General features: G+C 38.1%; 9 protein-coding genes and 1 pseudogene. 6 read left to right on the forward strand and 4 right to left on the reverse strand.

All coding sequences use genetic code 11. The annotated features are described in order from the left end of the window. Nucleotides 1-10: 10 nt before the first annotated feature. Nucleotides 11-4,507 (reverse strand): non-ribosomal peptide synthetase, encoded by a 4,497-nt coding sequence (locus tag H580_RS0117550; RefSeq protein WP_028595943.1) that lies wholly within the window; start codon nucleotides 4,505-4,507, stop codon nucleotides 11-13. 339 nt (nucleotides 4,508-4,846) lie between these two features. Next, the gene (locus tag H580_RS24680) at nucleotides 4,847-6,301 is read right to left on the reverse strand and encodes an NAD(P)/FAD-dependent oxidoreductase (protein ID WP_036605398.1); all 1,455 of its coding nucleotides are present in this window, start codon (nucleotides 6,299-6,301) and stop codon (nucleotides 4,847-4,849) included. 161 nt (nucleotides 6,302-6,462) lie between these two features. On the opposite strand from H580_RS24680, the pseudogene H580_RS26705 reads away from it, so the two are divergent. From H580_RS26705 to H580_RS0117570, 5 genes and pseudogenes are all read left to right on the forward strand, one after another. Continuing rightward, nucleotides 6,463-6,600: pseudogene (locus tag H580_RS26705) on the forward strand (IS256 family transposase); the annotation flags it as partial. A gap of 514 nt (nucleotides 6,601-7,114) precedes the next feature. Then, entirely contained in the window at nucleotides 7,115-7,666 is a 552-nt protein-coding gene (locus H580_RS0117560; RefSeq protein WP_028595944.1) for a hypothetical protein, read from the forward strand. A gap of 1 nt (nucleotide 7,667) precedes the next feature. Beyond that, nucleotides 7,668-8,702: a hypothetical protein gene (locus H580_RS0117565; RefSeq protein WP_028595945.1), complete on the forward strand. Its 1,035-nt coding sequence runs from the start codon at nucleotides 7,668-7,670 to the stop codon at nucleotides 8,700-8,702. 281 nt (nucleotides 8,703-8,983) lie between these two features. Then, the gene (locus tag H580_RS27075) at nucleotides 8,984-9,124 is read left to right on the forward strand and encodes an IS3 family transposase (protein WP_084509319.1); all 141 of its coding nucleotides are present in this window, start codon (nucleotides 8,984-8,986) and stop codon (nucleotides 9,122-9,124) included. Between the two features lie 124 nt (nucleotides 9,125-9,248). Next, complete coding sequence (locus tag H580_RS0117570; RefSeq protein WP_245583584.1) at nucleotides 9,249-10,493, forward strand: chitinase; 1,245 nt, start codon at nucleotides 9,249-9,251, stop codon at nucleotides 10,491-10,493. Between the two features lie 206 nt (nucleotides 10,494-10,699). On the opposite strand, the gene H580_RS0117575 is transcribed toward H580_RS0117570, so the two are convergent. Together H580_RS0117575 and H580_RS0117580 are read right to left on the reverse strand one after the other, a co-directional pair. Next, nucleotides 10,700-11,746: a lactonase family protein gene (locus tag H580_RS0117575; RefSeq protein ID WP_028595947.1), complete on the reverse strand. Its 1,047-nt coding sequence runs from the start codon at nucleotides 11,744-11,746 to the stop codon at nucleotides 10,700-10,702. Between the two features lie 160 nt (nucleotides 11,747-11,906). Then, the gene (locus H580_RS0117580; protein WP_051217523.1) at nucleotides 11,907-14,375 is read right to left on the reverse strand and encodes an EAL domain-containing protein; all 2,469 of its coding nucleotides are present in this window, start codon (nucleotides 14,373-14,375) and stop codon (nucleotides 11,907-11,909) included. Nucleotides 14,376-14,846: 471 nt separating this feature from the next. Between H580_RS0117580 and H580_RS0117585 the strand changes: the two genes are divergently transcribed. After that, nucleotides 14,847-15,581 (forward strand): MBL fold metallo-hydrolase, encoded by a 735-nt coding sequence (locus H580_RS0117585; RefSeq protein ID WP_036605503.1) that lies wholly within the window; start codon nucleotides 14,847-14,849, stop codon nucleotides 15,579-15,581. The last annotated feature ends 122 nt before the right edge of the window (nucleotides 15,582-15,703 follow it).

Genomic DNA, 15,703 nt, shown 5'->3' on the forward strand with positions numbered 1-15,703 from the left:
TCTATGAAGTTTACTTAAATAATGAATCTATTTCTCTTTGTGAAACCTTGACTGTTTCAAAATCTGAAGGAGTAAATTGTACTTTCTTACTTGTAGTACAGTGGAGAATAACGTTCCGCAAATTATCCATATATTGATCAAAAAAACGATTCATCGTCTGCTTATTTAATTTGTTACTAAACCTCATTTCAACATGTAACTGACTATCAACAATGATTACATTAATATCGATTAAGGCAGTCACACCATTTTTCTCATCATAGTCCAAGCCTGTATCACATTGATATAGGACAGATAAAGTATCAGAATACATCGAATAATCGATTTCTCCTAAGTAGTTAAAACGAATTGGGGGTTCCTCTGTCGACATCTCCAATGCGCCCATAAGATACTTATACACACCAAAACCGATCCCATTATGAGGCACATTTCGAATTTCTTCTTTAATTGATTTTATACAATCTCCTAAATCATTCCTGTTGAAACCCAACTTTATAGGATACATACTGGTAAACCAGCCTACAGTGCTATTAAATTCATACTCGTTGCTGTCACCGAGCTCTTCACGACCATGAGATTCTATTTCAACGATCACTTTTTCATTACTTATTGTTTCATCCACAGTCAGTTTCAAAGAGGACAATAATAAATCAATGGATTTCGTATTATAGGCTCGATTTGCATCTTTTAGGAAAAGTAACGTTTCATGTTGTGATAAATTTGCGGATATCAATTCACTTGACTCAATGAGGGATTCATTATTAGGATAGTCTACATGTAAGAACGGCGTAGCAGCGTTAAGCTCCTGCCAATACGCTAGTTCTTTTTCATTGTCCATTTTGATAAATTCATTTAATGTTTCAGACCATTTCTGATAGGAATGTGATTTTGTTAATAATGTTAGCTGCTCACCATTACTTGCCTGCTTCATCAACAGATAGATGTCATCTATTAGTATTCTCCATGAAACACCATCAACAGAAAGATGATGAGCAGTCAGTAACAATCTCTTATCTTCTGGAGATAATATAAAAAGACAAGCACGCAGCAATACATCATTTTCAATATTGAAACTTTTCTTTAATTGGGTGCCTAATTCCTTTATCTTCTCAAGTTGCTCCATATACGAAAAATCTGATAGATCAAATACTTTAATGCTAAAGTCATTATTTAGCAAGTCATTATTATAACGCATACTTCCCGTTTTTAAATTCAAGTTGATTCTAAATGAATCATGATGTATGACGAGTTGCTTCATAATTTTTCCAAGGTTATTAATATCCAAATCTACTTTTAAACCTAGCAAAATACTTTGATTGTAGTGATTAATATTGGCAAGATTAAGGGAAAGGAACCACGAAACAATTGGAGTATAGTTAATTTCTCCTTCACAAAGAATCGGCGCGCTCTTAAATCGTTCTATTTTCTCTACATGCCTCGCCATCTCTTCAATAATAGGAAACGATAAAATATCTCCAACTTTGAGTTTGTATCCCTCTTGAAACAATTTTGAAGCAATTTGTATAGCCTTGATTGAGTCTCCTCCAAGTTGATAAAAATTCATCTGAGGGCTTACTTCAGTCACATTCAATATCCGCATAATTGCGTCAATAAGAATCATTTCCTGCTCTGATCGATAAGACCGTGATTCTTCACTACTAACCTTAAATTCAGGCTCAGGTAATAGATTTTTATTTAACTTTCCACTAGCAGTGAGCGGAATGCTATCTATCACGGTAAAATATCGCGGAATCATATAGCTCGGTAAAAATGATTCAAGATAGCGTGTTAGTTCACTATCCGAGACATCATTTTTTCTTACAATATATGCACAGAGATAACCGCTGTCTTTACTTTTATAATCTACGACTACAGCGTCTTGAATAGATTCATGATTCAAGAGACAACTTTCGATCTCACCTAATTCAATCCGATAGCCATTAATTTTAACCTGCTGGCCAATGCGCCCAATATATTCTATCGTTCCGTCTTCCATAAATTTCGCTAAATCTCCAGTAGCATACATTCTCTTCCCTTTAATAAATGGGTTATCAATAAACTTTGAGTTTGTAAGCTCCTCATTATTAAGATATCCTCTAGCCACTCCATCCCCGGAGATGTAGATCTCACCAACTATAAATTTCGGGACAGGCTTCAGATTGTTGTCTAAAATATAAATTTGTACATTCGCTGCAGGTACACCAATCGGAACTGAAATTCTGTTATCTGTGTTGTAATTATATTGATGTATCATGCAGCCAACTGTTGTTTCCGTCGGACCGTATTCGTTATATATTTCTATTTTCCCATCAAAATTGTCATGAATCGTCCTTGTTAAACCAACTTTAAGATCTTCTCCACCCACGATGAAACGCTTAATATTAGAGTTGTTACAGTTCATTTCCTTAATCAGGGACAAATGTGCTGGAGTAATCTTCACAATATTCACGATATTTTCTTTTATAATACGGTAAATCACATAGTCCTTATCATCTTCATCGCTGTATACAACTATACTCCCTCCACTAATTAGAGGGGTGAAAATAGAAGTAACCGTTAAGTCAGAAGCTAGTGACGAATATAGTGGAAACACATTATGTTCATCATCTACATACATCAATTTCGCCCACCAGATGTAATTAAGCAAACTACGATGCTCAATCATTGTTCCTTTTGGTTTTCCAGTTGAGCCAGAAGTATAAATAACATATACCAAATGACTCCAATTGCTAGAAACGTTAAGATTATCAGCTCTACCCGTATACAACCTGGAATCAGACAGATCAATCGTTTCTAGACCATAATCCAATAACCCATCGATTGAATACATAAGCAGTAATTTAGCGCCTGAATCCTGTAACATATATTTAATTCTATCTTTTGGGAAACTAGGATCGATCGGTAAATACGATCCTCCTGCTTTAAGTATAGCGAGAATACCAATTACCGTTTCAATGGAATGAACCGTTAATAAGCCAACAATCTCTTCTGTTCCTATGCCTTTATTAACAAGTACTCTTGCAAGCTGATTAGCTTGTTCATTTAGCTCCCTATACGTCAAAACCCTATGATTATGTCTTATTGCAATATTTTCAGGAGTCCTCGATACCTGTTCTTCAAACAAATCAATAATCGTCATATGTAATGGATAATCGCCATTAGAACTGTTGAAGCTGTACACTAAATTCTCCATCTCTAGGCTGGACAACAACATCAATTGTTCTATCGATTTAGTAGGATGATTTACAATTTGTTCGTTCAGGTTTATTAAACTCTCGTATATTCCATCTACTTCATGCTCGGTATAGCTATCGATTTTGTAGTCGAAACATAATGTGAGCTCTCCTGTCTCGGACCAATCCTTAATAATCAATTGCAGCGGATAAAATTGATTACCATTATAAAATTCGATGTTTTCAACAGGAAATCCATTTATTTTAGTATTAAGCTGCGTATTATAATAATTAACGCATACATGAAACAAACCTGTTTGAAACTTTTCCTTAAGCTTTAAGTCTTGTATTAATAAATCATAGGGGTATCTTTGGTGAAAATAACATTGTGTCAATTCTCTACTGATTTCATTAATGGTATCTATAATGGAGTTGCTAGATTTGATTGAATACCTTAAAGGCATCGTTGACGTAAACATACCAAATATACTTCTTTCTATTCTGCCGGATCGATTTAGTACCGGAGTCCCTATTACTACATCATTTAATTGAGTGGATTTATGAATATACAGCATGTAAAGGCTAACGAAAAAAGTATTCATCGAACACTTATAATCTTTCAAGAAACTTCTTATGCTTGTAGATACATCTACATTTAATACGTATTCTTTTCGTTTACCTACAACTGTATTATTTTCATTTATAAATTCAGGGAGATTTTCAAACTTGTTGTTCCAATATATTTTATTCTTCTTGAATCTCTCAGAATTAAAGTACCCTTCTTCTAGTTCAATGTAGTCTACATACGATCGATTAGACCTCTCGTCTAAGGCAATCCCCATGATTAATGCTTCGTAAGATTTACTGATATGTTCCGTCAATATATTGATGGACCAACCATCAGCTATTAAATGATTAAACTTTATAAAATATCCACAGTGATCCTGAGATATTTTATAAATAGCAAAGTAATACAACGGTTTGTTTTCTATTTCAAAAGGTTTCGTTTTTTCTTCATCCAACCAATTGTAGAAAGCTATATTAGGATCTACAAGTTGACTGAAATCAAAAAAATCAATCTTGGAAGGTGTGGAATCGGCTATATATTGCTTTATTTCTCCGCCTGTTTCAGTGAGTTGAAGGCGGATGCCATCATTATCTTTAATGAAGGTTTTTATCGCCTTTTCCAAGTATTCAACTTCTATAGAACCCTTAATATTAACTGTCCCGCCAATATTATTGATCGAGGTATTCGGATAAATCTTTTCAATATACCAGATTCTTTTTTGCGCATGAGTCAGAGAATATGTGAATTCATTATTTTCTATATTCATCCCAACTATCCCCTTACATAATTCCATAGCTTTAGAATACATGGTTGGATTTTCAGAAAAAACAATCATACTTCAGTAGAAAATGAACTTATTGCCTTATCGAAGAAAATTCAATAGCTCAACCTTACGGCAAGTACAGCTGCAAATAGATCGATAGTAAGTGCCATTAACGAAAACGTAACAAATTGGTACCGGCAAACTGTGCCGTCCACCATAACGATAACGATATAATGACACTTACTATTGAAATGTGTATCTAAAAATAAATAGGACAAGAGAAGAGGCCATTCCTTTTGCCTCTATATCAAGAGTCACTAAATGTCATGGACTGAATAAAGTTTAGACCGTTTCAAATTGTTTTACAGCACTATAATACTTATATAGGATTTTCATAATACTACGATTATTGGTAGATGCAACAAGTAAGTCTGCAGGCGGCGTATATACGGGATCAAGATTTTTGGCAAAGTTCTCGTATTCAGTAAAGAAGTTGTGCTCGATATGGTGATGCCATCCAGAAGGAATACGCCAATCACTTTCATATCCAGTAGCTAGCATATGTTCCACAGCTTCCTGTATAACTTCTTCACGAGTGAGCGGTTGGATAGGGGAACGAACTGGCTTAAACATCTCTAAATCAGAATCGGCTGCCTCACCGCAGATAAGTTTAGCCATTTCTCGAGATAAATACGGGGAGAGAGTCAACCCATCTCGATAAGTCCCTGTCATAATCCATAGACCATTTAGATCGGTTTCACCCAAAAGAGGAAATCCATCTAGTGAAACAGGTCTATTTCCTACTTGGAGCTTTGTTATTCGACCATTAGTAGCTAAGTCCTTGCGCAACTGGCGGTGTGCACATTCTAAGAGGAATATAACGTCATCTATTAAAGGTGTGTCTACTGCCTTAGGAGAAATAACATTAGTTGCTCCAATGTACACCTCTCCCTCACTGCGCGGGAGAACATGCAAACCACATGCAAATGCTCTATTTGGAGTTCTAATAACATTATTTAAAGTTGGCATTCCCTCTGTACTTACTAATGCAGAAACACCATAACCACTAACCAATCGTGGGATACGTTCAGCAACATCAGGAACAGTATCTAGCAAATCCTGAGATTTGACACCCGCAGCTAAAACAATTTTATTGCTAATAATTCTTTCCCCAGACTGAAGCACTAATGCATGAACTCTACCAGCATTAGAATCTATTTTAACACCAGATTCCGCGATTAACGTACCACCAAGAGAGATAAAAGCACTCTCTAATTTTTGTAATAATTTAAGCGAGTTTACGGCATGCTCTTTTGGTATATACATAGCTTTTGTAGGACGTGAGAGTGAATCTGCTTTTAGCCACTTCACCTCTGAAGGATCCATATCTTCAAACGGCTCATTATATTCAACCAATGAATGTCTTATTGCTTCAAAGTTAGCATCATCTAAATTGGAATAACCTACTGTATTGTTAATAACAATCGTACCATCTGCCACACGCAGATCATCATCAACGCCTGAAATATCATTCAGCTCATGTAGCCACTCATCCCATAAAGCTGTTGCTCGTACCGCAAGTTCATGTTTAAGGCGACCAGGTTGACTTTTCAAAAGCGTACTTGTTACTTCACCAAAACACCCCAACATCGCACCTGCAGCTGTCGATGCTGCCCATGGTTTATGAGATTCGCCTACTAATGCTACCCGTAATTTTCTTTTAAGTAATGTAAGCGCTAAAGATAATCCTAACGCTCCATTTCCAACAATAACAACATCATAGCTATTAGTTTTCATGTATGAATAGCGCCTCTTTCCTTATTCTATAGTTTCTTACCAATAAATCACTTCATTCATTTTTTCATTATCACTATAAGATATTCTTTTTTCAATATAAACTGTATTATCAGATATATTCAGTATTAATAGATAGTTTATGCAATTTATTAATTGACTAGTTTCCGCATGAAGAAGCACTGGAAAAGTTCTTAATAGCACAGTTCGAAGGCTACAACCAACGATTTGCTACTCGCTGTCACCTTGGCTTTTATCAAGCACGTACCGAACTTCAAGCTATGTTCATGACCAAGGACTAACGCAATCTTCTACAAGGGAAGGTTATTTTCATTTACACAAAAATCTTGACGCTACCCAAAGTGTAGGTCACAACTTAAATTAAAAAAAACATATTTACAAAACTAAAAATGTGTGTAATCATACTGTACATGTCCAATTAATTCAAGAATTTGTAAATCAAAAAGGACTTTTATCACACTTCCTCAACACGAGCTACGTAATCTGAGTCATACATCGAATTGAACTTGCTTATACTACACAATCAAATGTTACTTTTTCTTCCAAACCTTATTTAAAATATCCCAACAAGGGATTCCTTAACCACCCCCTATACAACAAACCAAGTGACTAACAGCAGCATGATCAAGTAATGACCAATGTCATTAGAGGGCGAATTTGATAGCAATGCTTATCAAAATGTAATTGGGATTTGCAAAACATCTATTGACCATCGTTCTAGTTATGTTCACTTCTTCTAAGAATCATTGTGCTCTTAATAAATCATAGTAGAATATGAGAATAGGAGATTTTGTTGTGGATTATTATAAAATTAACTTAAATTCTTATTACAATAATAACGCTTTTACATATGAAGAATCGTCTTCGAAAGGTGATCTGACAAGTTTTGGTTCATCTTATCCAGCTGAATATTTACCAAACGAGCATGAAATAACAGTTAACGGAATCCCGTTTATATTCCCCACAAAAGAAAATAAGTTTAACAACATAGAATTAGAAAACCAATCCATTATAGTTCCTGATGATAGTTACTCTACAATTTATATATTGGGCTCCTCAGAAAATGGCTCTTACAAAGAATACATGGAACTACGTCAAAATAATGACCTAAAAAGTCGCAATATTTTCGCTCTAACAGACTGGATATCAAATTATCCAATGTTTATGGAACAAGTGGCCTTTGAATGTGGTTATGTTCACACTAAAGATAGTTCCATCCATTCACTGAAACCTAAAATATGGATTCAAACTTTACATCTAGATCCTGCAACTGAGTTTAATACGATCCGCTTGCCTGATAATCCGTGCATTCATATATTTTCATTAACTCTACAAAAGGTGGGTTAATATGTTAGAAAATATGTCGGTTAGATCTCAAAAAGCTTTAGGAGAAGATTGTTATACATTAGCTATAAATAACATTTTAGATCATAAAGGGTATAAGGGCTTTTTATCATTGTGGAAACATATCGGTCTATTCTATGTAAATAATCGTAATGATCAAATTGGCACATTACTACCTAAGCACTACTCCTCAAAAGAAGAACTTCATCTAATAAATAACATTATTATTAATGTAGAGGCGTCTACTGACTTCGATGACTTTGTTCAAAAGATATTTTATTTATTAAGCATAAATGAACCTGTAGTTGTTTATGTTGACACTTTTCATTTTAATAAAAATATAAATTATAGCAAAATACATATGGAGCACTGCATTACACTAATAGCACATAGTGATGAGTATTTTGTTTTCTTGGATGATCACTATCAAATTAAAGATAAGATTCATATAAATGATCTTAAAGAAGCAGTCAATATCTCACACTTTCTCGATCATACAAATGAACCTTATAATTGCGAATTAGAATGGTTGGATTGTTCACGAGCAAATAAAAATATTACACATGACCAATTCTTTCATGTCATAAACGACAATTGCACTTTTTTGGATGGAAGAATACCAAACAATAATGCTTTTGACCCGACCTTATACAAGTTATTTGGTATTAAATCCATTCATTCCTTTATTTCAGACTTGGAAGCGCATCGTATTAACGAGAATGACGATCTAGCAGGTGAAACTTTTTCGCAATTATATACTGCATTATCAGAAGTAGCTAATTCTCGTTATTTATATTCTGAATTTTTAAAAGAAGGTAAGAACTTTCATGATGACATTTCAACATTAGTCGAAGAGATAAATTTATGTGCACAAACATGGAAGGTCGCTGCTAATATGGCTTTGAAAGGAATCTATCTTCCTCAATCAAGTAGAGTACTCATGTTTAATCGCACACTTAACAAGTTGAAAGAAGCATATATAAATGAAGAAATAGCATTACTCTCAACTAAAAGAATAGTTATAAATAGTTACGTATAGCATTAGTATACTCTTTAAGGAGGTGATAACTATGAAAGAAGCAACTCCTTTGTAAGATACAATAAAATAAATAAATGCCCCTATTTAAGGGGCATTTATTTATTTTATTGAAGAAACAGGGGCTCGTTTCTACGTACACGATTGCCAAGTATACTAGCATAAGCCACACAAGGCTCTGTAATGAAGAGCAACAACCCAATGAGCTAAACGCGTCGTTGTTAGCGACTTAACTTATGTAAAAGTCCTGAACAGATGGCTGTGTAAACAGAATTATTAACCAAATGAACTATCGTAGCCTGCAACATCTTACGTTGGAGTTATATGACTATGTTAATTGGTACAACAAGCACCGCACATATGGAACGTTAGACTACATGAGCCCAGTTGATTATAAAAGACAAGCCCTTATAAAAGCTGTTTGATTTTGGATACACAATATAGAGCAGTGCTTCACTATGAAGTACCTTTTTCCCCTTATCATATTTCATATTTTTCACCATATAAATGAACAACAACGAGGAACATTAGTTATTTAATAAAGGGGACATGATGATGCGCACTATTATGTATCCGCTTACAAAGAGGGGTTGTCAACAAGCCATCACAATGGCACTAGCAGCCAGCCTATTCGCTGTTCCATTCGGAGCAACAACAGTATCCGCCCAAGGAAGCTGCATCTGCACAAGTGAAAAAGCTCTCCAACATGAACAATTACTAAGCAGTAAGCTAGCCGTTGGGGAGAGCCGCATTTTGAATAAACAACAAATCCAAATGTTATGGGAAGGAATCGACGATGACTTTTCTCCCTCCAATGCAGTCGATGCTGTCGAAACCGCACTACCTAAGAAGGAATATGACACGCTGTTCCCTAACCGACTGGGCTCAGAGCAATGGCATCATTTCAACAAAAATAAGAAAGATTACAACGACCAACAAGGCGACTACTATTCGTATGAAAATTTAATCGGCGCCGTACGACTAGTAGCCAACATTAAATATAAAGTAAACTATCGTGAAGGTAACCCCTCTGCACAAGAAATATTTCGACTCGATAAAAAAGGAAAAACAGAAACGCTCATCGTTCGCTCTGCTGACTACAATTCGGTCGAACACAAAAATAAATCCATCGTTTCTCAAATTGTGGACTTCGGCAGTTTCTTAAATGAAGGGCTAGAAAAAGATCGCAAACGCGACCTAGCTGCGTTATTAGCGAATCTCTCTCACGAAACAGGCGGCGGCTGGGACAAAGCACCAGGTGGCGAGCTCCGTTGGGGGCTATATTGGAATGAAAATATCGCAGGCAGAACAGGACAGAACAAGTCTAACTTCGTAGACCCTGCTAGCAGCAAAGAGTTCCCCGGCTTTCCAGAAAAGCGATACTACGGCCGTGGCCCAATCATGCTGAGCTGGAACTTTAACTATGGATTAATGAGCGCAATCATCTATGGTGATAAAAACGTATTACTGAAACATCCAGAATCTATCGTAGCAGATGGCAAGCTCGGATTTGCAACTGCGATTCTGTTCTGGATGACTCCACAAGCACCAAAGCCTTCTGCGCATGACGTCATGGTCGGCAGATGGAAGCCTTCAGCTGATGAGATTGCAAAAGGACTGCTTCCCGCTGGATTCGGTGTCAGCATTATGGTGCTGAATGGATTAGAAGCGGACTTAGATGAAACAAACGGCGCCATTAAGCGGCGTGCAGGGCATTATCGCGATATAACGAGCAGAATGGGGGTTGATGTTTCAGCTGAGAAAGTCGATACGCTTGGCATGAAGCCGTTCTAGTTAAAGCTTGATTACGATCCAAACTACACCGATAAAGAACGGATTGAAACAACACGCATAGACGTAGATAGAGCCACATAAGCACATAGATTACAATGGTAGATTGGAATGCAAACAACGAAAAGCATCTCACACTCCTGTCTATTGAAGAGAGTGTTGAGATGCTTTTTCATATACTGTTAACTACGGACTCAGACTAATTCATACTACTCCACTTCCAACACCTTCACACACACCGGCTTGTACAATCCCTGCTTCCTGCCTGTATACACAGGCATACCATCTATCAATTCAAAAAGAGTCACAGAATCAGAATCCTGATTCGCCACCATCAACCAGCGGTCATCCGGTGTGATAACAAAATTGCGTGGCATCGCTCCTTCCACGGAGACGTGCCCGATCTGAATCAACGTCCCATCGTGTTGAATCCGGTATACCGCCAAACTATCATGCCCACGATTAGAACCGTATAAATAAGCCCCAGCAGCATCAATATGAATATCCGCACTAATCGTTACTTGATCGTATCCTTCAGGAAGCGTCGTAACACGTTGAATCTCTCGCAGGAAGCCATTTTCACGATCATAATGATACGCTGTAATCGTCGAGCTTAATTCTTCAATAATGTATAGCCATGGCTGATGTGGATGGAACACGGCATGGCGGGGTCCAGCCCCTGGAATCGTTGATACGATGGTCTGCTGCTGCAGCTTGCCGGTAACCGTATCCAACTTATATACAAACAACTGATCGCAGCCTAAGTCGGGCACAACCCAGAATGGAGTGTTAGGCATATTAAAAATAGAATGCGGATGCGGTGCCTCTTGTCTATCTTGACGGATACTGCTGCCTTCATGGTGAAGATGATCGCACAGCTCCCCTATAACACCATGCTCATCCACAGGAAATACAGATACATTGCCACTTGTATAATTCACCGCCAACAACCAACAACCCGTCGCATCCATGCTAATGTGACAAGGATGATCGCCGTTCGTCTTCTGCCTGCTCAACTCTTTTAGCGTAACCAGTTGCGAATCAATTTGGTAGGAAACAACTTCCCCATCCATCGTTTCACTAGCAGCAAACAGTAGATTACGCTTCGCATCAATCGCTAGAAACGATGGACTATTGATGCCCTTCACACCCGCAATCTTCTCCCAATTGCTAGTCTTGCTGTTTAAAGACAGAATATGAATTCCTTCCTGATCGGCCGAACCGTAAGTACCTGTAAAAATCCAATATTCGCTCACGAAAGCAGCTCCTTTCTAACTCTTAACAGGTCTCCCCTACCAATTATAGGTACAACGATTCTTTTTTTGCAACTCCTTATTGCCTATAGCAAAAAGCACCCTCTTCCTGCAGCAAACAGAAAAAGAGCGCTATTTTCACGTTCATAGCAAAGTCAAATCTTTAAAATTCAGCAGCTCCAACCTTCCCATCCTGTTTACACTTACCCAGAAACACCTGCTGCAGCTCTTTCGCAGGCAATGGGCGGCTGAAATAATAGCCTTGAATATCATCGCAGCCACTCTCCTTCAAAAAGGCAAGCTGTTCTGCTGTCTCTACGCCTTCCGCGATGACGTTCATTTTCAGATGATGAGCCATCGATATAATCGTCGCTACAATCGCTTTATCACTCTCACTATTCGTTAAATCTCGAATGAAAGATTGATCGATTTTGAGCTTCCCGATCGGGAACATTTTCAAGTAGTTCAATGAACTATACCCTGTTCCGAAGTCATCCATACTGATGCGCACGCCTAGGTCCTTAAGCTCCTGCAGCGTGGACGTAGATCGGCAAATATCCATCATCATGCTTTCTGTAATTTCCAACTCTAAATACTTCGCCTCCAAGCCAACCTCTAACAAAATCTGCTCTACCTTATGAGCCAGATTGTTCTGATGAAACTGCTGTGTAGATAAGTTAACAGATACGGGAATATACAGTTCCCATTCCTGCTGCCATTTCCGCATTTGAAGACAGGCTTGTCGCATAACCCATTCACTAATTTCAACAATAAGTCCCGATTCCTCAGCGATAGGGATAAAGGTAGACGGTGAAATAATCCCTCTGGTTGGATGATTCCAGCGAAGGAGCGCTTCGATGCCAATCAATGAACTATTTTGGGCGTGAATTTGGGGCTGATAATAAATGATTAATTCATTGCGCTGAATCGCTTTGCGAAGATCAGCCTCCAATTCAATTCGTTCTAGCAAATGGGCATCTAAATGCTCCGAATAATATTGGTAGCCGTTCTTTCCATTTTTCTTCACTTCGTACATGGCCGTATCCGCATTTTTCATCAATTCAGCAGACTCTGTTCCATGCTCTGGGTAAATAGCTATTCCGATAGAAGCGCTAATATAAAAATCATTATCTTTCAAATGATACGGAAGCTGGGCCTCCTTCAACATACGGCTTGCAATCTCAGATGAGATAGGTTCAATGTGTGATTTACTGCCGAAGCACACCACCGTGAACTCGTCTCCCCCCATTCTTGCAATCGTTGCCTCATAGCCGCTTATAGCATCATGCAAACGTTGTGTGACCATTTGAAGCAGACGATCCCCATAAGCGTGACCTAAAGAGTCATTAATCATTTTAAAGCGGTCGATATCCATTACCATCACAGAGAAGGTGTGGTCAGAACTTTTGTACTTTTCAATCGCTTGTACAACCACTTGATCAAATTTCCGGCGATTCGGCAGTCCAGTTAGTTCATCATGAAATGCCATATGACGAATTTTCTGCTCTGCTTTCTTCTCTCTCGTACTATCTTTGGCAATCACGTAATGCCCTACAATTTTACCTTCAACATAAACGGGCACATTAATGACACTCAAATGAACGAGGCTGCCATTTTGATGAATAATCGCTGTCTCATAACTAATCGTCTTGCCCCGGAGCGAACGCAGAAACAGTCGCTTCGTACGCTTGCGCTCTTCTTCCACAACAATAGGAGCTATATCTATAATCGAACGATTATAAAAATAATCCTCTTCCAAGCCTGTAATCTTAGTAGCAGCAGGATTAAAGCCAATAATTCGACCGCTAAGACTAACAGAAAGAATGCCGTCGCGATTGTTTTCATACAGAGATCGATACCATTTTTCATTTTTCCTAATATGTGAATCCTTGCGAGACAAGCGCTTATCCACAAATATGCCAATTAATGATAGCCCTAATGTCAACATTGTTCCAGCTGTAATGACATACCCCAGCAATCGCTGATCGAGGGACATCCCTGCAACCGTCAACTTTTCATCGACCATATGAAATTGGGCCGCTTCCATTCCCGTGTAGTGCATGCCTACAATAGCCACACCCATAATGACTCCGCTGGCGAGTTTTTTACTTACAGCGTACTTTTCATTTTCTTTGCGGAAATAAAAAGCTAACCATAACGCCGCGATAGAGGCCACGATTGCAATTAATATGGATACCGAGAACATGATCGGTTCATAGGTGATATCAATGAGCATCGCTTCCATACCCACATAATGCATCGAAGATATGCCAGTTGCCAGCAAGGAGGAGCCAACTAATAGTTGTCTGAGCTTAAGTTGCTTGCGCCCAACTACATACAGCGCAACAAATGAAGCTGCGATTGCAATAATAACAGAAAGAATGACAATGAATAAATCATAGGAAACTGGCACCGGAAGCGAAAAAGCCAACATACCGACAAAATGCATTGACCATATACCCATCCCCATAGAAGCAGCACCAAGTATGAGCCATCTTGTACGATTCTTCCCACTTGTCATTGCCACACGGCCAGCTAAGTCCAATGTTGTATAGGAGGCAGCCACCGCTATTATCAATGATAAAATGACAAGCAATACGTCATAGGTGCCGTGCATATGATGATGTTCCATCCATTCCCCTCTCCTCTATCAAGTGTACAGGTATGCATGCCATTTCATAAAAGCATGCATTCATACTTATTTTAACGTTACATACCTTCCAACTATTTTCATGCTGGAAGCTTAAATAGCATCACCTTTTATTCTCGCATATTTTCGACAAAATGAATAACCCTTTTTCTACAATTGACAGAAAAAAACAGAATCTAAAGTCCTATATAAAATAGGAATATATACATATTTCAAAAATTTAATAAATACTTTATTACCATAACCCTTTACTACAATACAGAACATGAGCAGCATATTTATCATCAATAATAGATGAGAATAAATACATATTGACATTATTTTATTTTTATGTTATATTTAATATTTTAATTTACATTTTAATCCCTCTTTTGTATAATAGCATCTTGCATAGAGCTATGTTTGAAAGGGGATAGGATAAACGTGACGTTAGCAAAGAACATCGAAATTGAAATGCTCACTCTTTCCACTTCTATGATGGGTAAAGTAGAAACCATCTACCCTACACTGCTATGGGATGAAAACAATTTGGTACTCGTGGATACAGGATATCCTAGACAATTACCCTTGCTTGAAGAGGCTTTTCGTAAATTAGGAAAGTCCACTAAGGAAATCACAAGTATCATCATTACCCACCAAGACTTGGATCACATCGGCAGTTTGCCAGATATCATTAAGCAATCCAATTTTGACATAGAGGTACTATCGAGCCCCTTCGAGCAACCCTACATACAGGGAGATAAAACGTTATTAAAACTCACACCCGAAGCCATTAAACAGGCCGAAGCCTCACTCCCTCCACAGCTGCCTGAGCAATGGCGCTCCGCCTTTCTGTTCATGCTTAAACATCCTCCCCGTGCAAATGTTCATCGAACCTTGCAAGACGGTGAACAACTGCCATATTGCGGCGGGCTTACGGTTATACCGACACCAGGACACACACCCGGACATATCAGCTTATATCATCACTCCAGCAAAACACTCATCGCAGGTGACACAATGGTTGTAACGAAGGGACAATTATTTGGTCCCGATGCGATGCATACGCTAGATTTACGTACAGCCTACCATTCCCTACACCAACTTGCGCAATATGAAATCGATACTGTTATCTGTTATCATGGCGGGAAGTATATAGGAGAAGCTAACCGACGCATTGCAGAACTCGCCCGTGAAATGCCCCTTTAAAACGCCCTACAATTAACTCGTCATCATTATATTAATCTCAGTAGTATTCTTCTAAAATCACAACTGCCCGATAGCTGGTATGTAAACCAACTATCGGGCAGCTTCATTTCTCATTCTGTTCT

Origin of the sequence: Paenibacillus assamensis DSM 18201, from assembly GCF_000422445.1 — a bacterium.
Classification (GTDB): Bacteria; Bacillota; Bacilli; order Paenibacillales; family Paenibacillaceae; genus Paenibacillus_B; species Paenibacillus_B assamensis.

Excerpts from the sequence above, each read along its gene's own strand:
- H580_RS24680 (WP_036605398.1), bottom strand. The coding sequence starts at position 6,301 with ATGAAAACTAATAGCTATGATGTTGTTATTGTTGGAAATGGAGCGTTA.
- H580_RS27075 (WP_084509319.1), top strand. The coding sequence starts at position 8,984 with ATGAACTATCGTAGCCTGCAACATCTTACGTTGGAGTTATATGACTAT.
- H580_RS0117585 (WP_036605503.1), top strand. The coding sequence starts at position 14,847 with ATGCTCACTCTTTCCACTTCTATGATGGGTAAAGTAGAAACCATCTAC.
- H580_RS0117550 (WP_028595943.1), bottom strand. The coding sequence starts at position 4,507 with ATGAATATAGAAAATAATGAATTCACATATTCTCTGACTCATGCGCAA.
- H580_RS0117565 (WP_028595945.1), top strand. The coding sequence starts at position 7,668 with ATGTTAGAAAATATGTCGGTTAGATCTCAAAAAGCTTTAGGAGAAGAT.
- H580_RS0117580 (WP_051217523.1), bottom strand. The coding sequence starts at position 14,375 with ATGGAACATCATCATATGCACGGCACCTATGACGTATTGCTTGTCATT.
- H580_RS0117570 (WP_245583584.1), top strand. The coding sequence starts at position 9,249 with ATGATGATGCGCACTATTATGTATCCGCTTACAAAGAGGGGTTGTCAA.